The sequence below is a fragment of the Erythrobacter sp. genome (assembly GCF_039988855.1).
GTDB lineage: Bacteria > Pseudomonadota > Alphaproteobacteria > Sphingomonadales > Sphingomonadaceae > Erythrobacter.
Window position 1 is genome coordinate 593,953 of record NZ_JBDXIY010000015.1, and the last position, 23,763, is coordinate 617,715.

Annotated in this window: 20 protein-coding genes and 2 tRNA genes; 9 read left to right on the forward strand and 13 right to left on the reverse strand. The window is 54.9% G+C overall.

What is annotated here, in order from left to right; genetic code table 11:
- Positions 1 to 184 precede the first annotated feature (184 nt).
- The gene (locus tag ABJ205_RS05755; protein WP_348510018.1) at positions 185 to 1,804 is read left to right on the forward strand and encodes a lysine--tRNA ligase; all 1,620 of its coding nucleotides are present in this window, start codon (positions 185 to 187) and stop codon (positions 1,802 to 1,804) included.
- A gap of 15 nt (positions 1,805 to 1,819) precedes the next feature.
- Here ABJ205_RS05755 and ABJ205_RS05760 read toward each other — a convergent pair whose 3' ends face one another.
- Both ABJ205_RS05760 and ABJ205_RS05765 read right to left on the reverse strand, forming a co-directional pair.
- Positions 1,820 to 2,488: a 2OG-Fe(II) oxygenase gene (locus ABJ205_RS05760; protein ID WP_348510019.1), complete on the reverse strand. Its 669-nt coding sequence runs from the start codon at positions 2,486 to 2,488 to the stop codon at positions 1,820 to 1,822.
- 102 nt (positions 2,489 to 2,590) lie between these two features.
- Positions 2,591 to 3,655 (reverse strand): RcnB family protein, encoded by a 1,065-nt coding sequence (locus ABJ205_RS05765; protein WP_348156487.1) that lies wholly within the window; start codon positions 3,653 to 3,655, stop codon positions 2,591 to 2,593.
- A gap of 196 nt (positions 3,656 to 3,851) precedes the next feature.
- Between ABJ205_RS05765 and ABJ205_RS05770 the strand changes: the two genes are divergently transcribed.
- Positions 3,852 to 4,436, forward strand: coding sequence for a pyridoxamine 5'-phosphate oxidase family protein (locus ABJ205_RS05770; RefSeq protein WP_348156485.1), 585 nt, complete (start codon positions 3,852 to 3,854; stop codon positions 4,434 to 4,436).
- Here the strand turns inward: ABJ205_RS05770 and ABJ205_RS05775 are convergent.
- Both ABJ205_RS05775 and ABJ205_RS05780 read right to left on the reverse strand, forming a co-directional pair.
- Entirely contained in the window at positions 4,433 to 4,927 is a 495-nt protein-coding gene (locus ABJ205_RS05775; protein WP_348156482.1) for a hypothetical protein, read from the reverse strand. The two genes, ABJ205_RS05770 and ABJ205_RS05775, sit on opposite strands and share 4 nt — an antisense overlap.
- A 52-nt stretch (positions 4,928 to 4,979) precedes the next feature.
- A complete protein-coding gene (locus tag ABJ205_RS05780) occupies positions 4,980 to 6,263 on the reverse strand; it encodes a GGDEF domain-containing protein (RefSeq protein ID WP_348156480.1) in 1,284 nt (427 codons plus the stop codon).
- A gap of 206 nt (positions 6,264 to 6,469) precedes the next feature.
- On the opposite strand from ABJ205_RS05780, the gene ABJ205_RS05785 reads away from it, so the two are divergent.
- The gene (locus ABJ205_RS05785; RefSeq protein ID WP_348156477.1) at positions 6,470 to 6,802 is read left to right on the forward strand and encodes a hypothetical protein; all 333 of its coding nucleotides are present in this window, start codon (positions 6,470 to 6,472) and stop codon (positions 6,800 to 6,802) included.
- A 34-nt stretch (positions 6,803 to 6,836) separates the two neighbouring features.
- On the opposite strand, the gene ABJ205_RS05790 is transcribed toward ABJ205_RS05785, so the two are convergent.
- Together ABJ205_RS05790 and ettA are read right to left on the reverse strand one after the other, a co-directional pair.
- Positions 6,837 to 6,971, reverse strand: coding sequence for a hypothetical protein (locus ABJ205_RS05790; protein ID WP_348156475.1), 135 nt, complete (start codon positions 6,969 to 6,971; stop codon positions 6,837 to 6,839).
- 252 nt (positions 6,972 to 7,223) lie between these two features.
- Complete coding sequence (gene ettA / locus ABJ205_RS05795; RefSeq protein WP_348156472.1) at positions 7,224 to 8,897, reverse strand: energy-dependent translational throttle protein EttA; 1,674 nt, start codon at positions 8,895 to 8,897, stop codon at positions 7,224 to 7,226.
- Between the two features lie 231 nt (positions 8,898 to 9,128).
- On the opposite strand from ettA, the gene ABJ205_RS05800 reads away from it, so the two are divergent.
- Positions 9,129 to 10,346, forward strand: coding sequence for a diguanylate cyclase (locus tag ABJ205_RS05800; RefSeq protein ID WP_348156469.1), 1,218 nt, complete (start codon positions 9,129 to 9,131; stop codon positions 10,344 to 10,346).
- 215 nt (positions 10,347 to 10,561) lie between these two features.
- Here the strand turns inward: ABJ205_RS05800 and ABJ205_RS05805 are convergent, their stop codons facing one another.
- On the reverse strand, positions 10,562 to 12,181 hold the full coding sequence (locus ABJ205_RS05805; protein WP_348156467.1) for a ShlB/FhaC/HecB family hemolysin secretion/activation protein: 1,620 nt from the start codon (positions 12,179 to 12,181) through the stop codon (positions 10,562 to 10,564).
- 204 nt (positions 12,182 to 12,385) lie between these two features.
- Here ABJ205_RS05805 and ABJ205_RS05810 point away from each other — a divergent pair, with 204 nt between their 5' ends.
- Positions 12,386 to 14,017, forward strand: coding sequence for a FecR domain-containing protein (locus ABJ205_RS05810; protein WP_348156464.1), 1,632 nt, complete (start codon positions 12,386 to 12,388; stop codon positions 14,015 to 14,017).
- Between the two features lie 40 nt (positions 14,018 to 14,057).
- A complete protein-coding gene (locus tag ABJ205_RS05815) occupies positions 14,058 to 16,406 on the forward strand; it encodes an EAL domain-containing protein (protein ID WP_348156461.1) in 2,349 nt (782 codons plus the stop codon).
- A gap of 5 nt (positions 16,407 to 16,411) precedes the next feature.
- Here ABJ205_RS05815 and ABJ205_RS05820 read toward each other — a convergent pair.
- From ABJ205_RS05820 to ABJ205_RS05835, 4 genes are all read right to left on the reverse strand, one after another.
- Positions 16,412 to 16,488: transfer RNA gene (locus tag ABJ205_RS05820), tRNA-Pro, on the reverse strand.
- 75 nt (positions 16,489 to 16,563) lie between these two features.
- Positions 16,564 to 16,639 (reverse strand) — tRNA-Ile (locus ABJ205_RS05825).
- Between the two features lie 117 nt (positions 16,640 to 16,756).
- A complete protein-coding gene (locus tag ABJ205_RS05830) occupies positions 16,757 to 17,743 on the reverse strand; it encodes a polysaccharide deacetylase family protein (RefSeq protein ID WP_348156458.1) in 987 nt (328 codons plus the stop codon).
- A gap of 159 nt (positions 17,744 to 17,902) precedes the next feature.
- Positions 17,903 to 20,011 carry a histidine kinase dimerization/phospho-acceptor domain-containing protein gene (locus tag ABJ205_RS05835; protein ID WP_348156456.1) on the reverse strand — a complete coding sequence of 703 codons (2,109 nt, stop codon included), beginning with the start codon at positions 20,009 to 20,011 and terminating at the stop codon, positions 17,903 to 17,905.
- 397 nt (positions 20,012 to 20,408) lie between these two features.
- Between ABJ205_RS05835 and ABJ205_RS05840 the strand changes: the two genes are divergently transcribed.
- The 3 genes from ABJ205_RS05840 to ABJ205_RS05850 are packed head-to-tail and all read left to right on the forward strand — an operon-like array spanning position 20,409 to position 21,791.
- On the forward strand, positions 20,409 to 20,870 hold the full coding sequence (locus ABJ205_RS05840) for an Lrp/AsnC family transcriptional regulator (protein ID WP_348156454.1): 462 nt from the start codon (positions 20,409 to 20,411) through the stop codon (positions 20,868 to 20,870).
- Positions 20,871 to 20,894: 24 nt separating this feature from the next.
- Positions 20,895 to 21,344, forward strand: coding sequence for a GFA family protein (locus tag ABJ205_RS05845; protein ID WP_348156451.1), 450 nt, complete (start codon positions 20,895 to 20,897; stop codon positions 21,342 to 21,344).
- A 48-nt stretch (positions 21,345 to 21,392) separates the two neighbouring features.
- A complete protein-coding gene (locus ABJ205_RS05850; RefSeq protein WP_348156448.1) occupies positions 21,393 to 21,791 on the forward strand; it encodes a hypothetical protein in 399 nt (132 codons plus the stop codon).
- Positions 21,792 to 21,908: 117 nt separating this feature from the next.
- Here the strand turns inward: ABJ205_RS05850 and accC are convergent, their stop codons facing one another.
- Positions 21,909 to 23,258, reverse strand: a complete 1,350-nt coding sequence (gene accC / locus ABJ205_RS05855) for an acetyl-CoA carboxylase biotin carboxylase subunit (RefSeq protein WP_348156445.1) — start codon at positions 23,256 to 23,258, stop codon at positions 21,909 to 21,911.
- Positions 23,259 to 23,273: 15 nt separating this feature from the next.
- Positions 23,274 to 23,762, reverse strand: coding sequence for an acetyl-CoA carboxylase biotin carboxyl carrier protein (gene accB / locus ABJ205_RS05860; RefSeq protein ID WP_348156442.1), 489 nt, complete (start codon positions 23,760 to 23,762; stop codon positions 23,274 to 23,276).
- Between the last annotated feature and the right edge of the window lies 1 nt (position 23,763).

Here is a 23,763-nt window from a genome sequence, read left to right on the forward strand (position 1 = left end):
TGACAAGGCCGCTACCTAAGTGCGCCCCTTTTTTGCAAGTGCGAATGAGGACACACACCTTGCATTTAATGGGATCGTCGATGAACGCCTTGCGTGACCCGTTCAAACCAATGTTGGCGAACACCGTTCGCGCATGCACAAATTTGCTTCACACGCGCGCGCCATGCCGATATGCGCCCATCCTATGACTGACAACACACTCACCGATGCCGCACGTTCTTCCAAAGCCTGGCCTTTTCAGGAGGCTCAGCGTCTGCATAAACGCCTGCACGGCAAAGGCGGTAAGGGCAAACCGGACGGTGCGCCTGTGCTGTTTGAGACAGGCTATGGTCCATCGGGTCTGCCGCATATCGGCACGTTTCAAGAGGTCCTTCGCACGACCTTTGTACGCCGCGCTTATGAGGCATTGACGGGGGAGCCCACGCGCCTCGTCGCGTTTAGCGATGATATGGACGGCCTTCGTAAAGTGCCCAGCAACCTGCCCAACCAAGCGATGCTGACAGAACACCTTGGAAAGCCCCTTAGCCGCATTCCCGATCCGTTTGAAAAGTACGAAAGTTTCAGCGCGCACAACAATGCGATGCTGCGCGAATTCCTCGACCGGTTTGGGTTCGAGTATGAGTTTATCGCTAGCTCCACCCGTTATAATACTGGCGCGTTTGACGATGCGCTAAAGAACGTCCTTCGTAATAACCAAGCAATCCTCGACATCATGCTGCCCACCTTGCGTGCAGAGCGTGCGGCGACCTATTCGCCGATCATGCCGATCTCGCCAAAGACGGGCGTCGTGCTGCAAGTTCCGGTCGAGGTAGTCGATGCGGACGCTGGCACCATTCGGTTCACCGATGAAGACGGCGAAGTGATTGAGCAAAGCGCTCTTGGCGGGCAATCGAAGCTGCAATGGAAGGTCGACTTTGCTATGCGCTGGGTGGCGCTGGGCGTTGATTATGAGATGTACGGCAAGGATTTGACCGACACCGGCGTCCAATCGGGCAAGATTGCGCGCGTCCTTGGCGGGAATAAGCCTGAAGGCCTGATTTATGAGCTCTTCCTCGATGAGAAGGGCGAAAAAATCTCCAAGTCGAAAGGCAATGGCCTGACGATTGAACAGTGGCTTGAGTACGGGACCGAAGAGAGCCTTGGCTTCTACATCTTCCCCAATCCCAAAAGCGCGAAACAGCTTCACACCGGCGTGATCCCGCGTGCGGTCGATGATTATTGGCAATTCCGTGAGCGTTTGGCGGACCAGCCGCTGGACAAACAATTGGGCAATCCGGCTTGGCACTTGCTGCGGGCGAACCACTCGCTTGCAACGCCTGAGGCGCCCGGTGCAGGCGACACAGTTCCGGTTAGTTTTGGACTGCTTCTCAACCTTGCTAGTGTTCTTGGTGCAGAGGCTACCGCTGAGAATTTGGCTGGATATGTTGCGAGCTATCTGGGTGAGACCGAGAAGAATGCCGATCTTGAGCGGATGATTGAGGCAGCTGTCACCTACACCCGGGACTTTATCGTGCCGACTTTGAAGAAACGTGCGCCAGCTGGCGGCGAGGTTGAGGCTCTTCGTGACCTTGATGCAAGACTTGCCGAGGCGGCGAGCGATGCAGACGCCGAGATATTGCAAACCATGGTCTATGAGATTGGTAAGAACGAAGCCTATGGCTTTGAGAATCTTCGCGATTGGTTCAGGGCGCTTTACGAAACGCTGCTTGGGTCAGAACAAGGTCCGCGCATGGGTAGCTTTATCGCGCTTTACGGTGTCGAGCCCACGCGCAAGCTAATCGAGGATGCTTTGGCGAAGGCGTAATTGCCTTCGTTCAAATCACTTCCAAGCGCGCGTTCGGTACCATTTGGTGATGATGTATTTCGTGCCTTTAAGGACGGGCGTGCCCGCGTGAATGGTGCCTTCATTCGGGCTGCCATCGGGTAGGGCATTATTCCAGATCAATAATACGCCGGTCTTGGGCTCAACCTTAATGCCGATATCTGTGAAGTGGGTCTCTCCACCTTGTTCAACATCATTTAGGAAAACCATCGCAGTCCAGCTGCGTTGACCGCCGCGTTTCCTTTCACCAAGCCAGTATTTCTCGCTGGTGTAGAACCAGTCATTATGCGGCTTGAATTCTTGCCCAAGTGCGTACCTTTGACCTTGGATAGGTTCGCCTACGATGGAATTGACTCCAAGAACGTCATCAATGCGCTGACTGATCTCTTTGACGAAGCTATCATGCGGATTGAGGTCTCCTGAATAGGAGGTGCGAAAACCGCTGTCATAGGCGACCTCGTGCAAGGACGAGGGGCGGGCGGTATCGTCCACCATCAGGCATAACCGCTGACATTCGGCGGGTGTCAAAAAGTCTCCGATTGCGAAGAGTTCGGCCTTGTCAGATTCAATTTGATAGGCTTGTGGGTTGGCGGCCAACCGCTCGCGTACTTTGGTGCCCATGCGCCTTAATGCGTCTTGGTCAGGTATGTGCTGCTTTTTCGCCATAGAGGCCACGAGTAGCACCGACCCTCTGCCAAAGAAAACCCCCGAAGGATAAACTCCTTCGAGGGTCTTCCATCCCACTTGCACCTAAGTGATTTCGGGTATTTACCAGAAGAAGTCGTGGATCACATCGACCACTTCGCCAGTGTAGACATCGACCAGAACAACATCGTCGTAATAGCGTACCCAACGATAGGGGCCGTAAACGGGTGGGAGACGATAAGAGTATGGGTCGTTGATCCAATACCGCTGTCCAAAGAACAGGTTGTCGAGATAAAACCCAACACTCAGACGGCTATAGCTGTGCCCATAGAAGGGCGAGTAATAACGGCCTAGACGGAAGATGCTGCTGTTTGATCCGCGCCAGCTTCTCCACCCAAAGCGGCGGTCATTGCGCCAGCTACGACGGTTCCAACTGCGGAAGTCACGGCGAGCATTGCGAGAGCCGCGACCATATGCAAACCTGCGGTCACGCCAGCCGCGATCGCTGCGATAAAAACCGCGATTATTGCGAAGGCGGCGGTCGGTCCGGCGATCGGCCCTGCCTACAGCACGCCGGCCAGAACGGACGCCATCACGGAAACCTGCGCGTTCAGTGCGACTTACCCGGCGTGTGTCACGGCGATCAGTAAGCCGGCCATTGCGGACCCGATCTGACCGCCGGTCACCTCGGCGTTCAACACGGTCAGCTCTGTGGTCGCCCCGGCGTTCTACCCGGTCTGAGCGGCGCTCAGTGTTACGTTCAACGCGGTTTGCTGCGCGGCTATTACCGCGCCGATTCAAACTATCAGCCCTGCGATCACCACGGCGTTCAACGCGGTCACTGCGACGCTCGCTCCGGCGTTCTACCCGGTCTGCGCGGCCTTCGCTGCTACGTTCAACACGGTTTGCGCGCTGCTGCGTAGTACGGTTTTCTTGGCGATTTGAGCGGCTCTCACTGCGCTGCTCGGAACGGTTCGTGCCTCGTTCTTGGCGATTGCTCTGCCTATTGGCGCGGCGCTGCCCGCGATTGGCGCTCCTATTACTGCGTCGGTCCGCTCTATCTGGTTGTGTCGCCGCAGCTGAGAACTCAAGCACTCCTGCCTGCGCTTCCTCAGCCGGTGCAACAAACACAAGCGTTATGGCCAAGGCCGATAAAGCGCTTCCTCGCAAAAGTTGCGTTAAATCCATGATTTTGCCTTTCAGTGTCGCCGCCCCACCACTTACGGCCTTGTCTTCTCGAGCCTTCTAAATGTCTCGATGTGATCCTTTTAGAGCTGAGTCGCTGAGCCCAAGCTTAACCACTCGCTTGGGTCTACGTTCATGTTCGAGATAGTTTAGATGAACACCTTGACCGGACGTGTTAAAGCCTCAATGGCCTGTGGCCATGTTCGAAACACTCTCCGATGTAAAATCAGACCTAAAGCAGCGTTTGAACAGCGCAGCACAAGATCGCGGCTCCCCTATGCATGTGTCAGCGGTGGTCACAAGTGATGTGGATGTACGCGGTATGGTCCTGCGTGAATTCGACGCCGCTGCGTGGTCCTTGCGCTTTCATACAGATGCCCGTGCCCCCAAAGTGGCAGCAATTGAAGCCGACCCGCGCATGGCGGCTCTATTTTATGACCAGCCGTCAAAGATACAGATCCGCGTAAAAGGTATAGGCCGGGTCCTGCGCGATGACCCTGTAAGCGATGCTGCATGGGACGCAGGGGACAATTTTGCGCGTCGTTGTTACCTGGGAGAAGGGCCTGGAACGGTCAGCGAGACGCCAATATCGGGCCTTCCTGCCGAATTTGAAGGGCCAGAGCCGACCGATTCCCAATTGGCCCCTGCGCGTCAGAATTTCGCTGTATTATTGGTGGAGCTGACCGAGTTAGATTGGTTCTATCTCGCATACACAGGCCATATGAGGGCCCAATTCACAAAGGGTGATCAGGGGGAATGGCAAGGGCGCTGGGTTTCCCCTTAAGCGGCTTTGGCAACGCCGTCTTTGCCCGCAGAATGCGAAGGGGGAGGGAGCATAAGCACCTCTTCCCATGGGCTGGATTCCGCAATTTCCTGTTCCGTAGAGGCATCTACTTCATTTGTGTCCAATTCCGTACCGGCGCGCATTACCTTGGCCACATGCGCAAGGACAGCGGCATGATCAAAGCGTTCCGCATGGTGAGGAGGCACATCGGCTTTGTCAGAGGTATGCGCGGCGCGGCGTGCAAACATCTTTGCTCTGAAAGCAGAAGCTGCTCTATCCTTGCGCTCGGACAAAGCGTCAGGGTCTGCGATTTGCGATAGCTGACTATCCAGAGTGCCTCTTGCAAAAAGGCTTGATAGGGGATCGGCGTTCCGGCGCGGCTTGAGCGACCAGTGTTTAAAGCCAAGGGTGATGCAAACGCCAATCACGATCCCGCCAATAAGAGCAAGGACCGGATTAAGGGCGCTTATTGCTGCAACCAAACTTTCCAAATTTGCCCCCTCATATGGCATCGCTCGTCCCCACGCTCGATCTGAAACTCAACTAACCAGCGTATCTTTCACCACTGGGCGTTAAATCATCGTTAAGGCTGATCTTTGTCGGGAATTCGGCACTCTGCGGGGCGATGCGTTGCGATTGGGGCGAGCGCAGCGCCTCAGCTGAAGAATTTTCTGTTGCGGTCACGTCTGCTCGGCTGACGCAGTTTCGTCCAGCCTGTTTGGACGCGTAAAGCGCGCTGTCAGCCCTTGCGAAAAGTGTGCGGTACCCTTCGCCTTTTTCTTGCTGTGCGACGCCGAAGCTGGCTGTTAATCGCACGTCAAGCGTGTTGTTCCCAATCTCGAGCGAATTGGTGCGAATGCGCAAGCGTTCTGCAAGGCCTGCTGCGATATCCTCGTCTGCGTCCCATATGAGAATGCAAAATTCCTCGCCGCCAACCCGGCCGGCAATATCGCTAGACCGGATCATAGCCGCAACCATTTCGCCAAAGGCAGCAATAGCGCCATCGCCAGTCTGGTGACCCCAGATATCGTTCACTTGTTTGAAGTGGTCGATATCGCCAATGACAAGCGCGGTGTTGATGTCTTCAACATTGGCTTTGGCAAGGGCGGATTCGACCTGTGCTTCAAACTCACCGCGGATAAGTAGACCCGAAAGGTCATCGCGAGAGGTTTTGTGGTGCAGCGCGGTCACTTGATCTTTTACGGCGCCAGAAATCTGAGCGAGCCCAAACAATACTGAACCACAGGCAAAGACCCAATTGAACAAGAAATAGTAGGTGCTCTGCCGGTATGTTTCTGCTGCAATTGGGCCATCAAACATGAAAGAGACAATCGGCCTGATAAAGAATTGAGCGGCAGTCAGAATGAGCATCACAAGAAGGAAACGCTCAACCAAGTCACGGCCTGCTGATTGCGCAAACAGCTGCGTGGTGAGCGTTATCATTACTCCGCAGGCCAAATTGGTGATGTAGATATCCGTCACAATCGAATTGCCGACATTTTGCGCCAGCATCATTGTGGCAAAGCCGGTAGTCGCGATCCACAGTTGCGTAACGAGCGGCGGTTTGACCCCGATGCGGGTCAGAATTCCCCATGACATCGCGACCGCTGACAGCGTGTATGGAACATGAGTGACCGCCGGTATTGCACGGCCCCAATGATCCGGGCTGAAAAGGGAAATGGAAAAACCCGAGGTCATCATGAGCCAGCCAATGCTAAGCGCAAGATTCTCATGGCGGCGCCTATCGCGCACCCAGATCACAAGGAACGCGGTCGCAAATATCAAGGTCAACAACGGTGTTGAAAGAAAGAGCAACAGCTCGCGCAAAGTTTGAAATCCCCGTGAATCGAAGAGCGATTTTAAAAATGGAGAGTTAATTTGGGGTTAGGGAAAACTGGCAAGAGACTTGCTCCCTTTTTTTGACTAGCTAATCAGTTGTCTGATCGAAAGCTGCCCGCATTAGCAGCCGATTTTTTGAAGTGCTGCGAAGTCGTTCCCTGCACCCTTTATCGGAGAGTGGTTTGCCTGTGGGTATGCCGAATTCAGTCAATTGCTCTATTTCTGTGCCGGACTTTCGAGAGTGCGACGCTGTGCTTGCGGACGCGCTTGGGTTGACCACATGTTTGAAGCCTGAGGTTGCTTTGATGCTTGAGCTTTATGAAGCGGGCAATAAGGGCAAATCGGTGACGGTTTCAGTGTTAGGTTTGTCGGGCGGGATCGCACCGACTACGACCCTTCGTTACCTCGAAGCTCTACAAAAAAAGGGCGCGGTTCGCCGGGTTGCGCATGAGACCGACAATCGGATGACATATGTGGAACTCACCGAAAGTGCGCGGGCTGCAATGGATGCGGCGTTGCGGGTGTGAGGGCGCACACGGTAGCCGCTGCAATGACCGCAGGTTAGATCAGTCTCTTACGCAAAGAGCCTTCAATTCCTTCTACCACTAGAGCAAGCCTGCGATAGTCGAGCGTGTCCGGCGTATCGGTTAGGCGGTGGTAATGTGGGTTTCTAAAGGGCGCTGAATCGGTAATCATAAACACGGGTATCCCAAGGTTTCCGTACGCCCAATGATCTGACCAATTGATCCCCTGTACAAGGCTTGGCGCTGTTCCTCCGACTGATGGAACCTGAGCCACTGAACGAAACTCACCGATCCTTTCACGCAAAAAGGAACGCGAAGATATGGTACCTACAAAAGCGACAAAATCCCCCTTTGACCGAAGCAATCAAAAAGTATGCAGCGCGCAGTGCCCAACGTTCACGTTGTGCACTGCGCTCTACAAAACTCACCGCGTCAGCTTCTTATACGCCAACCTCGTAGGCCGATCCGCTGCATCGCCAAGACGGCGGCGTTTGTCTTCCTCATATGCCTCGAAGTTGCCTTCGAACCATTCGACATGGCTGTTGCCTTCAAACGCGAGAATGTGCGTCGCGAGGCGGTCCAAGAAGAAACGATCGTGCGAGATCACTACGGCGCAGCCTGCAAAGTTCTCAATCGCGTCTTCGAGCGCGCCCAATGTCTCAACATCAAGATCGTTGGTTGGCTCATCGAGCAGCAACACATTGCCGCCTTGTTTGAGCATTTTTGCCATATGCACGCGGTTGCGCTCACCACCTGACAATTTGCCGACGTTCTTTTGCTGGTCCCCGCCTTTGAAGTTGAATGCGCCCACATATGCACGGGTTGATGTGTCGTGGCCGTTGACCTGCATGTAATCGAGCCCGTCGGAGATTTCCTCCCACACATTGTTCGTCGCCGTCAGGTCATCGCGCGATTGATCGACATAGCCAAGGTGCACAGTGTCACCAATTTCAATGGAGCCGCTATCCGGGGTTTCTTGGCCCGTGATCATGCGGAAAAGCGTCGATTTACCCGCACCATTGGGCCCAATCACGCCAACAATGCCGCCTGGTGGCAACATGAAGGACAGGTTTTCGAACAATAGCTTGTCGCCATACGCTTTGGTAATGTTCTTGGCTTCGATCACCTTGCCGCCAAGGCGTTCTGGCACTTGGATAACGATTTGCGCTTTGCCAGGTGCCCGGCCTGCTTGTGCTTCCTGAAGCTCTTCAAATTTGCGGATACGCGCTTTTGATTTGACCTGCCGCGCGGAAGGCGTTTGCCTGATCCATTCCAATTCTCGGGAAAGGGCTTTTTGCTTGCCGCTTTCCTCCCGGCTTTCCTGCTCAAGACGCTTGGCCTTCTTCTCGAGATAGGTCGAGTAATTGCCTTCATAGGGGTAGTAGGTGCCGCGATCGAGTTCGAGGATCCATTCCACTACGTTATCAAGGAAGTAGCGATCGTGGGTGATCATCAGGACGGCGCCAGCGTATTCCTTGAGGTGGTTTTCCAGCCACTCAACGCTTTCTGCATCAAGGTGGTTGGTAGGCTCGTCCAAGAGGAGGATTGAAGGTTTTTGAATCAGCAGCCGAGTAAGAGCCACGCGGCGTTTCTCACCGCCCGAAAGGTTCTCAACCGGGCTGTCCGATGGCGGGCAGCGCAGCGCCTCCATCGCAATTTCCAGCTGGTTGTCGAGCGTCCACCCATCAACAGCGTCAATCTTGCCCTGTAGCTCTGCCATCTTGTCGCCAAGTGCGTCAAAATCCGCATCAGGTTCCGCCATTTGCGCGGATACGGCATTGAACTCTTCAACCAAATCAGCGGTTGCGCGCGCACCGTCTTTGACGTTTTCAAGCACCGTCTTAGTTGGATCAAGCTCGGGTTCCTGCGCGAGATAGCCAACGGTGATGTTTTCGCCGGCCCACGCTTCACCAGAGAAATCGCTGTCGATCCCCGCCATGATTTTCATCAGGGTTGATTTACCCGCACCGTTGGGGCCAACGATACCGATCTTTGCACCTTGGTAGAATTGCAGGTTGATGTTTGAGAGCACCGGCTTTTGAGCGCCTGGAAAGCTCTTGGTCATGCCTTTCATTACGAAAGCGTATTGCGCAGCCATGGGGCAGGTCCTTTGGATCGAGAATTTATGAAATATAGCTTTGCCGCCCAAATAGGCGTGTGAGCCGTCCGGGGCAAGCAGACATCGGAACAAGGCGCCTTTGGGTCCGGATAAATCCATATTTTGCAGAAAGTTGTGCGCAAAATGCAAGAATGTCACTACGAGGGTTTCTTCTAAAGGCACTGTTAACCTTATTAGCCTAGCTCTGAGCTACCGGGAGGTTTTGCGCGAATGCAAACTCAAATCTTAGGAATGCTGACACCCTTAATGGCGCTGCTGTTTGCGGCGACATTTGCAGTGTTCTGGAAGGTTGCGGGTATGAGGCGTCATGTGCTCGGCTTCGCCTTTGGTTATCTGTTTTTTGCAATGGGCTTTTTGGTGACCCACCTTTTGCCCGGCGATGCAATCTATACTTTCCACACAACTCAGCTTTTCTATTCGATCAGCTCTGCTTTGTTCGTTATTTCCACCTGTGAAAGGGTGGGGCAGCGTGCTCATATTCCGACATTGGTGGGAATCTATGTGATCAGCGCGCTGGTGCTTGCGCTGGCGATTTCTCTCACCAACGATGTTGGCCCGCGTGTGATCCTTTTGAACATCGGTTATGGCTGTATGTTCATGGTGAACTTCGTGACGCTTTTAATCGCGCAGCGCCGCGACTGGATCGATATCGCGATCCTATTTTCGACAGCGCTCCAAGCGTTGGACTTCTTCCTCCGGCCATCTTTGACGGTGATGTTTGAACAGACAATCCCGACCGAGGAGTATCGCCAATCGCTTTACTATTCGCTCATTGGTCTCTCGCTAGGCGTGAAGTCCATTCTGGGAGCAATGGTCTTGATCGGAGCGACTATGGTGGATTGGACAAGGGCACTGCGCGAGCGCAGCGAGAAAGATCCACTAACAGCGCTTCACAACCGCGCGGCATTTGAAGATGTAATGCGCACGTTGCTTCCTAAGGCGCACATGGAGAACACTCCGGTTAGTCTGGTGGTTGCCGATATCGATCATTTCAAACAGGTCAATGACATCTGGGGCCACCAATCCGGCGACCGTGCGATTGCTAGTTTTGGCAAGCTTATCAATGAAATGATTCGCGGTTGCGACACTGCTGGCAGGGTCGGCGGTGAAGAGTTCTGCATTGCGGTCTGGAATTGTCCCAATGAACCGGCTGAACGCCTGGCTGAACGCATTAGACAGGCGTTCGCGCAAGTCTCTCACGAGGGGCTTAACTGCGACATTCGTTTGACTGCGAGCTTTGGCGTTGCAACCCAGGTGGCAGATGAGAATTACGAGCGGCTTTTTGCGCGCGCGGATGAGGCACTGTACGAAGCAAAATCCAGAGGTCGCAACCGTGTCGAAAACGCGGAACGGTCTACTAGCTTTGCAGTTGCTCCAACGCCCCAAAAGCCGGATCAGCCCGATCTGAAAAGCGTAGCAGCACGCTGATTAGGGGCGGATCACCGCTTCGCAAAGCGTACTCCCCTTTAAATCTGCACCCTCGTTTGGAGTTATTCTGATGGATCAGCGCCGTCTCTTGTGGGACGGCCGCGCGTCGGTTTTTATGGAGAAGGAGGTATGCATCAGCTGCGAGCATCTTGCTGCTCGGGGCCTCAATCCTTTAGGTTAGAGAACCTTCGTAATAGGCCCTTGGTCGTTTCGATTTAAAACGCCTGGCCCACGCGCAGGTTGACCAATGGTCCCGAGCTTTCGCTGTCGCGCCGCTCTCCGGTTAGGGGAACCGCAACTTCCACGTCGAAATCTAGGTCGCGTGTTAGGTTAAGCCGCAATCCGCCACCCGCGGAGGCAAGCGATCCGCTGCCAAAGCCATCTTCGAGATTTGAAACAACGCCGCCATCGGCAAAAACGTAAGCTTGCGCGCGAGGCAGCCAAAAGCCTTCACCGCGCCAGTCATATCGCAGCTCCCCAAAACCCATGATGCCATTGTCGCCGGTTCTTTCGTTGAAGTCATATCCCCTGAGGAACGACGTGCCGCCAAGGCCGATATCTTCTGTTGCAAGGACTGGAGCACTGGTAACTTGACCGCGGGCGCCAAGCGCGATGCTAAGCGAATTTGCGAGCGTGCGCCGCCATGCAAACCACCCATAAATACTGCTAAAACGAGCCGAGGCATCATCGCGTGAGGCAAGCGGATCGCCAGGGTCGGTTGCCGACAGAATATCCAACCCTCGCGAGGCGATAAGCCTGCCGCTGAACCGGCCGCCTGCAAGTTTGCCCCGTGAGTATAGCCCCGTGCGAAGTGTTGGGGCTCGGTCGCGCCGAGCAAGCCCACCTTCGCTGTCTTGTCTAAGGTCGGTAACCTCAAACTCGCCGACCACCCAAATGCTAAGGTCGCGGCTCCGCTTGAGGGGATATTGCGCGCTGACGCCGGCGCGTAGAAAACGTCCTTCAATGTCGCGCTCGGACAGGAACGCGCCAGGCTCTGTTTGAGAGTATGAAAGATGGGCTCCCAGCTCCAAACCGCTTGCATCGACCACAATTTTGTATGAGCCGCGGGCAAATTGCAGTTCGCTTGGTTGCAGAGGCGTAGTGCCGATTGTGATGTCTACTTCATCAGCCGAACTTAAAAGCCCATTGAAATCGACATCGATGCGCGCCCGAATTGGGCCAACTTGCTTCGATCCATTGTTGCGGACCTCGGCATAGGCAGAAGCATTGGAACGACGGGTCTTTACGATCAGAACACCGCGCTCGCCCTCTTTCTCATATTGCGTGTCGAGGATGCGAACGCCGGAAATGTCGTCGGCCAACAAAAGGCGCCGTTCGAGCGCGGCCTGCGTCACCGGTCCCCCAGAAATCAGCGGTTGGAGCTGACGTGCAATCGACGCATCCTGCGCGCCGTTCAAGCGGATTTCGTCAATCCTCCCCTCATCGAGAGCCACCCGCAAGACACCAAGGTCAAGGTTCTGGGTTGGTATGCTGGCTGTCGCGAAGATAAAGCCGTTAAAGCGTGCCCTAACCGCAATTCGTGTAGCCAGTGTCGAAAGGTCATCTTTCGAAAGTGGCCGCGACGTGTATTCTTCGATGAGGTCGACAAAATCGGCGTCGCTCAGGGCTTGGTTGCCAGAGATGATAATCGAACTGATCTGATAGAGTTCATCTGGAGCAGAGCTTTGTCGCGGGGTTTCAGCAGCTAATCCGACTTCGCCCGGTCTGGGCTCTTCGCCGGATCGAAATCTGGCAGGGTCAGTCTCTTGCTGAAGCGGGCTGGCCAGTTCGAGGCTCGATTGCGCAGCCAATTCCGGACACAAAAGTGCCGTCAACAAACAGAAGCTAACGTAGCCCCGTACTGGGTGAGATTTCTTTCGAACCACCTAAGGGCTTTAACGCATGAGCCCCTAACAAATGGTCAAAAGTTCAATCTGTTATGTTTGTAACTTCTTGTAAAACTGTGAACTTGTTAAGCTTGTTTGCTTACCGGTCACTCAGGCACGCTAGTTAGGGGCAAGGTGCCTAGGAGACTATTCATGCCGATTTCACCCCGTACATTGCTGCCTTTGTCGCTCCTTTTGTCGAGTACCAGTGCGCTTGCGCAATCTGGACCTTGGACCGTGAGTGAAACACGCGGACCCGTTTTCATTCGCACAGCTGAAGGCGATCGCCCGGCCGAGCGCGGCGCGCAACTTTCGGCAGGGAACCAGATCGTCACAAATCGAGGCGGCAATGCGATCATCGTGCGGGGCAAGGAATTTGTCACCGTGCGTCCGAACACACGCATTACGATTGCGCCTCAGAAGCGTGAGCGCGGCGTCATTCAGATCATTCAGGACTTTGGCAGCGCGATTTTTAACGTCGGTAAGCAAGCTGATCCGCACTTCGGCGTGGATACCCCATATCTTGCGGCGGTGGTGAAGGGCACGACCTTTTCAATCACCGTTTCTGATGCGGGCGCCGCAATGCAAGTGACCGAAGGCGCGGTTGAGGCATCGACTTTGGATGGCGGGGCGGTTGACCTTATTCGCCCAGGCGAAGTTGCGATGATTGCGGCGGACGACCGCTTTCGGCTCAGCATCGAAGGTGATGTCTCCCGGCAGATCGATTCTCCGGAACGCGGCGAAGTCAACACGCCTTCCAAGCAGCAATCAAGCAGGCCAAACACGCTAACGGCACAAAACTCACCTCCGTTGATCGAAACGGTCTCGGTGATCCCGCAAGAAGAATCAGCGCGGCCGGTTGTGATTGACGTGAGTGTAGGCAGCGAGAGCGCGGACCTTGAAGAAATCACTGGCGGACTGGTGTCAGGCGAAGTTGGGGCGGATGTCGATAGCTTGGTCGCAGGGATCATAGAAGAGGAGCGCGCACCACCTTCGGCCACAGACCCGTTTGCAGTGCAACCGGCTTTGACGGATTCAGAGGCGTCTATTCCCGCACCTGAGCCTCAACCGGAACCTGAGCCTCAACCGGAACCTGAGCCTCAACCGGAACCTGAGCCTCAACCGGAACCTGAGCCTCAACCGGAACCTGAGCCTCAACCGGAACCTGAGCCTCAACCGGAACCAGAGCCTCAACCGGAACCTGAGCCTCAACCGGAACCAGAGACTCAACCGGAACCTGAGCCTCAACCGGAACCTGAGCCTCAACCAGAGCCAGAGCCAGAGCCTCAACCAGAGCCAGAACCGGTTGAAGCACCGCAACCTGTGCCTGAGCCAGAACCAGAGCCCGAACCGGTCGACGACGATGACGACGGTAACAGAGGCCACGGCAACAATGACGATGGGGATGATGCAGACAATCCTGGCCGCGGCAATGGCGGCGAAGAAGAAGAGGGCGATGATGAAGACAATTCCGGCCTCGTCTTTGCAGAGGATCAACCCGATGGCAGCTGCGCTGGCGTCCCCAATTGCTCTGGCGGACCAAGACCTTTTGAGGACGATGAGCTAGGTGACGATGATAGCGACGAAACTGGCGATGAAACCAGCACCGACGGCGTGCGTGGTGACCTTGATTCTATAGAAGACGACGCGGCCGAAGATGGCGACGAGTTTGAAGCCGGGGACGAGGGCGAAACCGCCGATGTCGACGATAGAAGTCCCTTTCGTCGGCTCCTCGATCGTCTACGTGACGCCTACGACAATTACAGAGATCGCGACAATGGCTAAGTAGGGTATGCTGTCAGGTTAAACGGAAGGCGCAATTCACATGCTCAATGCTATTTCAGGAACTTTGAAGAGCTGGGCGATCCTAATAGTCAGCCTTCTTGTTGCTGTGGGCGTTTCGCAAGCGGGTTGGCTGCGCATGTTCGAAGACGAACAGCGCGCAGCGGTTGGCCAAATCGCCTCGAAAACGGCATCCGGCGACCTGCACCTGATTGAAATTGATGCGGCCAGCCTTGCACAGTCAGGCAAATGGCCTTGGCCGCGCGACCATTATGCGCGGCTGATCTCTCAACTGAATGAGGCCGGCGCGCGCTCGGTCGTCTTTGACATTGATTTTTCATCCAACGCAACTGCCGATGGCGATGAAGCTTTTGCCAATGCCATCGCTCAGGCTGAAACGCAGGTTGTGCTGCCGACTTTTGCGCAAGGGGCATCGGAAAACGCGGATGAAGAGGTCGAAGCGTTACCCATTCCTACTCTTCGCCGAAACTCCAGCCTCGCCTCCGTTTCTGTGCGCCCCGATGCGGATGCACGCGTTCGCCGTATGGTGTTTGGCACCGTAACAATGGAGACACCTCGTCCCTCACTATCCGCTCAAATCGCTGGCGTTTCAGGCGCTGTGGGACAAGACTTCGCGATCGACTTTAGCATCGACCCAAGCACGATCCCGCGACACAGTTTCGTCGATATAGAGCGCGGCGATTTCGACAGATCTCAGCTTACCGGCAAAGACGTGCTGGTCGGAGCCACGGCGATTGAACTTGGCGACAGATACGGTGTTCCGACATACGGGGTGGTGCCAGGCGTAACGATTCAAGCGCTTGCAGCTGAAACCCTCAAAGCTGGAGCCATGACCGAACTTGGCTTTGTGCCGCTCGTGGTGCTCGCAATCCTTCTTTCGATCTTCGTGGTGCGTTCAGGAAGCTATCTCCAAGTCGCTGTTCGAACAGGCGTGGCATTGGTGCTGCTCATCACTGTTGAAGCTGCGGCCTATCACAGCGCGCGCATAGTCCTTGAGATCATGCCAGCAGCCCTGCTCCTAATCGTGGCCGCTCTGTTGCAAACCGCGTGGATCGTGCGAGTAATGCTACAAAAGGAGGCATTGCTCGACAGCGCGACCGGCATGCCCAACGCATTGGCATTTGAGAGGCGCGTGCATGACGGCGCCGAGTTTACAGTTACTGCATTCGTCAAAGGTTTCGATTCGATCCGCGCAGTCCTCGGGCAAGATGCGCTGGGCAAGTTCATGGATCGGTTGGTTGATCGTATGCGCTCCGCTCATCCGATTTCCCGGGTCTATCGAACTGATACTCGAATGATCTCGTGGGTTCACACTGGTGATTATCGCCACCTTATTGATGCATGCGAACAAATCGCTTTTGCGATGGAAAAGCCGTTGGATGTGGGCGGAAGACGTGTCGATGTTCACATGTCATTTGGCATCGCGTCAGGAGCTGATCTTGTCGCTGCCAGCCGCGCAGCCTCCCATGCGGGAGATGAAGGCAAGCTTTGGCATGCGCATGAGGATGCAGAAGCTGCGATCATTGAACAACGTGTGTCGCTTATGGGCGAACTTGATGAGGCAATTGATGCTGACCAGCTCAAAGTCGTCTACCAACCCAAATTGCGACTGGAGACAAACCGTATTGAAAGCGTCGAGGCGTTGCTGCGGTGGCAGCATCCGACGCGCGGGTTCCTGCGTCCAGACCTATTCATCCCGCTGGCAGAAGAAACGAACCGGATTGACCGTTTGACCCTCTTTGTTCTGCGCCGCACCATCTCTGACCTTTTAGGATGGATTGAAGAGGGTTTGGATGTGTCCGCAGCCGTCAACATCTCAGCAAATCTCATCACATCTGAGCGTTTCATTTCTGCGGCTGAGCGTGTCTTGAAGAACATGCCGGTGCCTTCTGAACGTTTAATCCTAGAAGTGACCGAAAGTGCGGCCATGCTTGATCCAGAAGTAGCTGCGCGCAATCTGGAACGGTTCAGGGCGCTAGGCGTGCTGATCTCAATTGATGATTATGGGACAGGCCAATCGACGCTGAGTTACCTGCAACAACTTCCGCTGAAAGAGCTCAAGATCGACCGCGCGTTTGTTCAAAACGCCCATAAGAACCGCAGCGATGGACTTATGGTCCGTTCAACGATTGATCTTGCCCATTCGCTTGGTCTGAGGGTCGTTTGTGAAGGCATCGAAGAGCAGGCGTGCTTGGACTTCCTGCGAGACAATGGCTGCGACTATGCACAAGGCTATCTCATCGCAAGGCCCATGCCGCCTAAAGATCTCACAGAGTTTTTACGAAGACGGACAGTACCCTTGCAGATCATACCTCTGCCGACTGAAAATCGTGACCTTGATGAGAAAAGGCCGCTTGGCCCTTCAAAATGATGAAATGGTCGGGGAGAGAGGATTCGAACCTCCGACCCCCTGTACCCAAAACAGGTGCGCTACCTGGCTGCGCCACTCCCCGACATTTCATCTGAGCCAGCAGTAAAACTGCTCTGCTCGGTTAGCCGCCAATGCCGCAATGGGCAATGGCTTAAACTGGTGGGCCCGGCAGGATTTGAACCCGCGACCTAGCCGTTATGAGCGGCCAGCTCTAACCACTGAGCTACAGGCCCTTAAAGGTTCGTTTGGCCAAACCCAAGGCTAAACTGGCGGTGCCTCTACAGCGACAATTCGAAAACCACAAGCGCGCTTTTCAGGTATTTTCAAAAGCTGGGGCTAGCTGTGCCAAATTAGCGCGTCGCCGCGGCTATTACGTCCGCCACTTTGGCCGATTTAACACCCGCTTCGTCAAGCTGGGCGTAGATTTGCGCAAACCAATCGTAAAGCGATTCTACCTCGCGTTCGCTACGTGTGTAGGGGGTGTATCCCGGAACAAGTGAAGGGCTGTGGAAGGAAAGCACCGTTAGAGGCACTTCTTCCTCAAGCGCCATCTTAAGCCCGCGTTGCGCTTCGGCAGTGCTTACCCCTTCGGGGGTGAGAGCGATTCGTTCAAACAAGCCAAGCCTCGACAGTAATCCCAATAGGTGTGGCACTTGACCGCCTAACCTTTGCAGTCGCTCTCCCATTTGGCGAAACGCGCCAGAATGGACGACTGTCATGGGCGCTTCGAGCAATTGATGCCCTGCATCCACCCAATAGGGATGGATTGGATGTTCGGAATAGTCAGGCCCCCCATGTACGCTATAATCGAAGAGGGGGCGGACCGATGTATCAATCTTGATTCCGGCTTCTTTGAGAATGTCGGCGCTGTTTGGGCCAAGGCCGTAACGTCCAGCACGGTAAATCAGGGGCGCTACTGCGAATGCCTTTTCGATCTGGTCGCGCAATGCCATGAACTTCGCGCGTTCCAATTCGCGTGGCAGGTTACCGGCAAATGAATTGTGCGTGCAGACAGCCTCATCAAACGGCGGGTTAACCCACGGATGAAGTTGCACACCGACATCTGCTGCGTCGCGCCTTACGGCGTCCCCTATAACTTCGACCGCCGCGGGGTTATTGGCGATGGGCCAATCCACCAAATAGATCGGATGTGCGCCAATTTTCTCACAAAAGCTCTGAAAACGGGGAAGGGCGCTGATATGGTTTAGTCCGTGTTCGCTCCGTGTGAATGGACCGTTCCAATCGAATTCTTCTTCGGTATCGACCGTAAGTAGTACGCGCTTGCCAAAGCTGGGATCGAATGCAGCGACTGTGCCTCGGGAAGGGGGTTTTGCCATTGAAACCAGACACGCCTCATGCTCGCTCGATGCCAGCGAATGTGCGTTAGAGGGCTTCAGGGTGGTCGAAGGCATGCAAGGACTTTAACACAGCAGTGTTTAGCGATGCCTTACCATACCCCTGGAAGGTGCCAGAAGACTGATATCATTAATTTTTTTCTATTGCGCGGCGCAGTCTGCACCTGAATTGCCCGAAGCGGTCTCGCGGGCACTGTTCATTTTGGGCAGGGTAAGGGCGATCGAATCGCTTTTGCGCAAAAGATCGCCGCCGCCTGCGCGCGCTTCTGCGCGGGCAAGACGCAAGGCAAAACCAGCACCAAACAACCCTGGACTGATCGCAGTGCTTGAAGGCCGCGCGTCAGCTGCAAACAGGTCGTCTTCACCCAGCAATTGCATCGGTAAATCGCAGGTGAGATGGATAAAATCGCCATGATCATGAAGCCGTGCTTGCAAGGTTTCACTCGCCGCACAGCCTCCGCCGACGCTCGCAAGAAAGCGCCACATCAAGCTTTCCGCGCTTTCCTCACCAATGGTGACGAAGAGCGGTGTCTCGTTTTTCCACGCAAGCTCAATCCCGGCCATACGTGCGTCGAGCACCTGAGCAAGCTGCCGGATGATACGCTGTGCTAGTCCCGCGATATCGGTTTGACCTTCGTCAACATCCATCGCGCCCGTTTCAAACTTTGCCAGCTGATCGAGTTCTTCAAAGCCTGACAAAATTCGCGCTGCATCGGAAGCGATCGCAGCTGCCAAAGCGCGGTATTCATGTGGGGCGGAACCAAACAGCTGTTGCTGTATGACTTCAGAGTATCCCTGAACCGCGGTGACGGGTGTGCGCAGTTCGTGAAGCAGTTGGCGGATGCGATCGGCTTCGCGCTCAGCAGGGCTTGGGCTGGAGGGAGCAGCCTCAATCGGCCTGCGCATCCTGCCGACATATCCTGCAAACCCGCCGATCTGGCTAAAGCGCGGCTGTGCATCGACAACCCAGTGGCCAGTGATTGCCCTCGCACCTGCAAGTTCGAACGGTTTTGACTTGATTGGCTGGCGCTGATTGAAGGCGATGGTCAGTGGGTTTTGCGTAATCCCAGTTTGTAGCCGGGCTGGCGCGATCAAACGCGTACCAACGACCATTGGTGCGACGCCTTCTTCTGCCCACTCAATTCGGCCTGCCGCATCAGCAGCAAAGGCGAACCCGCGCACAATGCGCGATCGGGGTGTATCTTCCTCACCCAGAGGGAGGCGCGGCATCAATCCATCGTTTTTAGCGGCATCTGATTCCGCTTCCCCTTCGGAAAGCAGTGTTTCTTCGCGTGAGCGCTGAAAGTTTGCGATACGTTCAACCAAAGCCGAAATTTCGCTGCGCCCGTCATTTTCCGTGAGGAGGTTGGGCGATGGAGCTTTAGTTCGAGGTTGATCGTGGTCAGCGGTCTCTGACTTTGAAACCTCCTCTTTTTTGGCTTCCTGATCGGAAGTCATGCCTGAGGTTGGTTCATCAATATTCAGTGGCTCTTCGGCAATCTCCCGGAGCTCATCGATTGTGAACGGCTGCGGTTCAAATTGCGCGTCACTTTCGGATCTATTCGATTTCGTCTTGGGGGCGGTTTCCTTGTTCTTGGGAAAGAAAATTGGCCGCTGTGACGTGCCGAATTCTCCAGAAGGGAGGTCAACCGGCGGGCTCACGACGGGTTCTTCGGGAATATCATCGGGCGCAATGTTTGCGCCTGGTAACTCATCAGAGGCGCCCAAATCCAAGGGTGTGTCATCCACCGATTGCGCGTCATCTCCGGCGTTCACCTGCGCAGTTTCCGGTTGCGGGGTGGGGAGACCTCGATCGTGGATGCCCAAGCGTTCCAGTGTTGCCTCGACATCTTCTGGTAGATCGCGCCTAAGGCGAAGAAAACCACGAGCTCTGACCGGCAGACGCGGAATGAGGGTGTTCCAATCTTCGCCGCGCAGCTGCGCCCGGGTCAATGCAGCGGATGCCACTTCGGGTTCGAAATTGGACAAATGGGCCACCAGTTCGGGATTGCGCAATCGCCAACTGGGTTCGGAAATGAACCGCGCTCTGTCCTTGGTGGAAATCGTTTCCGCCAATTTGTTCATACGCATCCATGCCGCCGCGACAAGGCTTGGATCGCGGCCGGAACTGCGTGCAGGGATCGGCTTTGACCCCATTAGATCAAGCAATTGCCGGTATTGGGTACGCCGCATTGCATCGCTCTGAGCGCGCTGTCTCAAAACTGTGGCAAGGCGATCGTCGAAGAACATTCAGGCTCCAAATTCGAAAAGGGCATGCCTAATTCATGCGAACACATGAACATCATGCGCTTTACCACGTCCAAACAAAGCGAATCGGCCGATGAAGTGAATCGGATCACCCAAGCACCGCGCATGGTTGTGCACTATGTTGCATAGCATTCGATGAACCGTGCGACAGGATGGCTTTGGAGTGCGTTGCAAAGCGGGACAATTGCTGGCACACATAATAAAATTAGGTTCAATGCCGATTTGTCAGGCACATTCTTGCAGAAGATTGTTGCCCTGTTAGCTGTCGCAAGCGCGGCACTATCCGAATCGGACGCGAATATTGGCTAGGGACCTGATTGGTGGATTTGAACGGGGGGCAAAGGTGCAGAGCGCCGCCCTTGAGGAGAAATAAGGGATCATGGCGAACTTGGACGAGATTGATCGCCGGCTTTTGAGTGAGCTTCAGGCTGAAGGCCGTGTCACTAATGTTGAGCTTGCACAAAGGGTTGGCTTGACCGCTCCGCCGTGCCTTCGCCGTGTGCGGGGCCTTGAGGACGATGGTGTCATCCGTGGCTATCACGCAGATCTGGACCCTTCGAAACTCGGCTTTGCCATCACGGTTTTTGCGATGGTGAGCCTGAAAAGTCAGGCCGAAGCCGATTTGCGTGAGTTTGAAGATCATATGGCGCATCTTCCCGAGGTGCGTGAATGCCATATGCTCAATGGTGAGATCGACTTTATCCTGAAGATTGTGAGTCAGGATCTGCAAAGTTTTCAAGAGTTTCTGACCAGTAAACTGACGCCTGCACCAAATGTGGCCAGTGTCAAAACCTCGCTAACAATCCGCACTGCAAAGCACGAACCAGGAGTGCCGCTTTAGAGGTGCTAAATCGAGAGGCACCTAATGAGCGAAACTGCCAATCACATTGACAAACCCGTGGCGGGCAAGTGCCTTTGCGGTTCTGTATCAATCATCATGCGCGAAGCTCACCGTGAAGTGGACGTGTGCCACTGCACCATGTGTCAGTCATGGACCGGATCGATGTATGCCGGGATCGAAGCGGATGACTTCATGATTGAAGGCGAAGAACACATCACAGCATATCAATCGAGCAAATGGGCGGAGCGCGCGTTTTGCTCCAAATGCGGAAGCCACCTGTGGTTTAAATTCTTGCCAACCGGCGCGCGAACATTTTTGGCAGGCCTGTTTGATTTGCCTAAAGGCATGCCGATCAAGCACCAGATTTTCGTCGATGAGAAACCCGATTGGTTCGACATTGCGCAGGAAAGCCCAATGAAGACGGGCCCCGAGATCATCGCCGAGGCCGAGGCGGCAGGCTTTAATTTTGACTAATTCTTAGAACAGGCGCAGAGAAGATTGAATATTGGTGAAAGATAATCAATGTTCGACCCACCACCCGAAGTGCCATCTAATAATGATCAAGTCATCATAGAAACGGATTCTTCAAATGAGGTGCAACCACATTTGCCAACCGACACGCAGGTTGATGGTGTGGTAGTCATCGATTTGTCTTCTCTTGGCCCACCTGCCGATGAATGTCTCGGGTATGAACCTGATCCCTTTAACCCAGAAATTGTTGTTTGCCGTGAGGTCGCGTTATCACCGCGATTGGATCCTACTTATGGGTCCAGCTCTGATGAGTTGATTGAAGGAAGTGCGGTACCGCGCGCGCAGGTTCAGTTATCCGAGGATGTAGAAGCAGAGGCGAATGTCACAAATAGCGGTGTTGGTGGATGGAAGGCTAGCGGCGGAGAGGTGAAGGCAAGGATCAAGTTCTGAATGAGTGCTATTCAACGGCACCCAATCGATCTCGCTTGAGCCTCGGTCGCACAGTCCGGTTCGCCTGAAACAATAGCTGCGTGCATATCGAATTCACGTGTTTGCGCCGGGAAGCTTTTAACCCTCACGCTCCTCCAGCCATTCTTCGAGCCATTTGATCGAATAATCGCCGTGAAGGACATCGGTCTGCTTGAGCAGCTCTTGATGCAGCGGAATGTTCGTCTTGACGCCTTCAACCACCATCTCTTCAAGCGCGCGGCGCAGGCGCATGATGCAACCTTCGCGGTCGCGGCCATAGACGATCAGCTTTGCGATCATGCTGTCGTAATAAGGCGGGATAGAATAACCTGCATAGAGCCCAGAATCGACCCGCACATGCATGCCGCCAGCTGGGTGATAGGACGTGACTTTGCCCGGGGACGGGACAAAGGTGAACGGGTCCTCTGCATTGATCCGGCATTCGATCGCATGACCACGAAATTCAAGGTCCTTCTGCTCCACAGACAGCGGTTTGCCAGCCGCAATGCGGATTTGTTCGCGCACCAGATCAACACCGGTTATCGCCTCGGTGACAGGATGTTCAACCTGAAGGCGAGTGTTCATTTCGATGAAATAGAATTCGCCGTTTTCCCATAGGAATTCAATCGTGCCCGCCCCGCGATAAGCCATGTCGCGCATCGCTTTGGAGCAAACCTCACCCATATGCATGCGTTCTTCATCATTGATGATCGGGGAAGGGGCTTCCTCAAGAACCTTTTGGTGGCGGCGTTGAAGGGAGCAGTCACGCTCACCCAAATGGATGGCATTGCCTTTGCCATCGCCGAACACTTGAAATTCGATGTGGCGCGGATTGCCCAGATATTTCTCAATATAGACGGTCGCATCGCCAAAGGCGGCCTTCGCCTCGCTGCCTGCCTGTTTCATAAGTGTTTCGAGCTGATCTTCGCTCTCACACACTTTCATACCGCGTCCGCCGCCGCCTGACGCCGCTTTGATGATTACCGGGTAACCGACTTCGCGTGCCACCCGTTTGCCCTCTTCAGGGTCATCAATTGCGCCATCCGATCCGGGAACTAGCGGGAGACCGAGGTCGCCAGCGGTCTTCTTCGCCTGAACCTTATCGCCCATTGTGACGATATGTTCTGGCTTTGGCCCGATCCAAGCAATGTCATGCGCTTCGACAATCTCGGCAAACTTGGCGTTTTCCGAAAGGAAGCCATAGCCGGGGTGGATCGCATCGCATCCCGCCACCTCTGCAGCAGATATGATCGCTGCGTGGTTGAGATAGCTGTCCGTCGCCGCAGGTGGGCCAATGCAGACCGCGTGGTCCGCCAGCCGCACATGCATTGCATCGGCATCAGCGGTGGAGTGCACCGCAACCGTTTCAATTCCCATTTCGTGGGCCGCGCGGTGGATGCGCAGCGCGATTTCGCCGCGATTAGCGATCAAGATGCGTTTAATGCTCATGCGTTTTTCGCCCGCTTAGCCAATAACGACGAGCGGTTGATCAAATTCAACCGGCTGCGCGTTTTCGACGAGGATCGCTTTGATCGTGCCTGCTTTGTCGGCGGTGATGGGGTTCATGACCTTCATCGCCTCAACGATCAGTAAGGTGTCGCCCTCGCTTACGCTGTCGCCCACTTTGATAAAGTTCGGAGCGCCGGGTTCAGCGGCCAAATAGGCCGTGCCGACCATTGGCGATTTGAACGCGTCTGCATGATCGTCCGCAGCTGGAGCCGCTGCAGGAGCGGGTGCCGCAGCAGGCGCTGTCGCTGCTCCAGGAGCCGCGGCTACAGGAGCAGCTGCAAGGTTTGATACCACACCGCCGCGTGCAACGCGGATCTTGCGATCATCATCCTCGACTTCGATTTCGGTAAGCCCAGTTTCGTTCAAAAGCTCCGCAAGTTCGCGGACCAGACTGGTGTCGATGTTCATGCCAGATTTACCGGCATTCGGCTTTTTATCAGCCATG

Bases quoted from the DNA above. Each gene is read 5' to 3' on its own strand.
- ABJ205_RS05815 (WP_348156461.1), top strand. From the start codon at position 14,058: ATGCTCAATGCTATTTCAGGAACTTTGAAGAGCTGGGCGATCCTAATA.
- ABJ205_RS05770 (WP_348156485.1), top strand. From the start codon at position 3,852: ATGTTCGAAACACTCTCCGATGTAAAATCAGACCTAAAGCAGCGTTTG.
- accB (WP_348156442.1), bottom strand. From the start codon at position 23,762: ATGGCTGATAAAAAGCCGAATGCCGGTAAATCTGGCATGAACATCGAC.
- ABJ205_RS05810 (WP_348156464.1), top strand. From the start codon at position 12,386: ATGCCGATTTCACCCCGTACATTGCTGCCTTTGTCGCTCCTTTTGTCG.
- ABJ205_RS05755 (WP_348510018.1), top strand. From the start codon at position 185: ATGACTGACAACACACTCACCGATGCCGCACGTTCTTCCAAAGCCTGG.
- ettA (WP_348156472.1), bottom strand. From the start codon at position 8,897: ATGGCTGCGCAATACGCTTTCGTAATGAAAGGCATGACCAAGAGCTTT.
- ABJ205_RS05835 (WP_348156456.1), bottom strand. From the start codon at position 20,011: ATGTTCTTCGACGATCGCCTTGCCACAGTTTTGAGACAGCGCGCTCAG.
- ABJ205_RS05800 (WP_348156469.1), top strand. From the start codon at position 9,129: ATGCAAACTCAAATCTTAGGAATGCTGACACCCTTAATGGCGCTGCTG.
- ABJ205_RS05850 (WP_348156448.1), top strand. From the start codon at position 21,393: ATGTTCGACCCACCACCCGAAGTGCCATCTAATAATGATCAAGTCATC.
- ABJ205_RS05845 (WP_348156451.1), top strand. From the start codon at position 20,895: ATGAGCGAAACTGCCAATCACATTGACAAACCCGTGGCGGGCAAGTGC.
- ABJ205_RS05760 (WP_348510019.1), bottom strand. From the start codon at position 2,488: ATGGCGAAAAAGCAGCACATACCTGACCAAGACGCATTAAGGCGCATG.
- ABJ205_RS05790 (WP_348156475.1), bottom strand. From the start codon at position 6,971: ATGATTACCGATTCAGCGCCCTTTAGAAACCCACATTACCACCGCCTA.
- ABJ205_RS05830 (WP_348156458.1), bottom strand. From the start codon at position 17,743: ATGGCAAAACCCCCTTCCCGAGGCACAGTCGCTGCATTCGATCCCAGC.
- ABJ205_RS05840 (WP_348156454.1), top strand. From the start codon at position 20,409: ATGGCGAACTTGGACGAGATTGATCGCCGGCTTTTGAGTGAGCTTCAG.
- accC (WP_348156445.1), bottom strand. From the start codon at position 23,258: ATGAGCATTAAACGCATCTTGATCGCTAATCGCGGCGAAATCGCGCTG.
- ABJ205_RS05765 (WP_348156487.1), bottom strand. From the start codon at position 3,655: ATGGATTTAACGCAACTTTTGCGAGGAAGCGCTTTATCGGCCTTGGCC.
- ABJ205_RS05785 (WP_348156477.1), top strand. From the start codon at position 6,470: ATGCCGAATTCAGTCAATTGCTCTATTTCTGTGCCGGACTTTCGAGAG.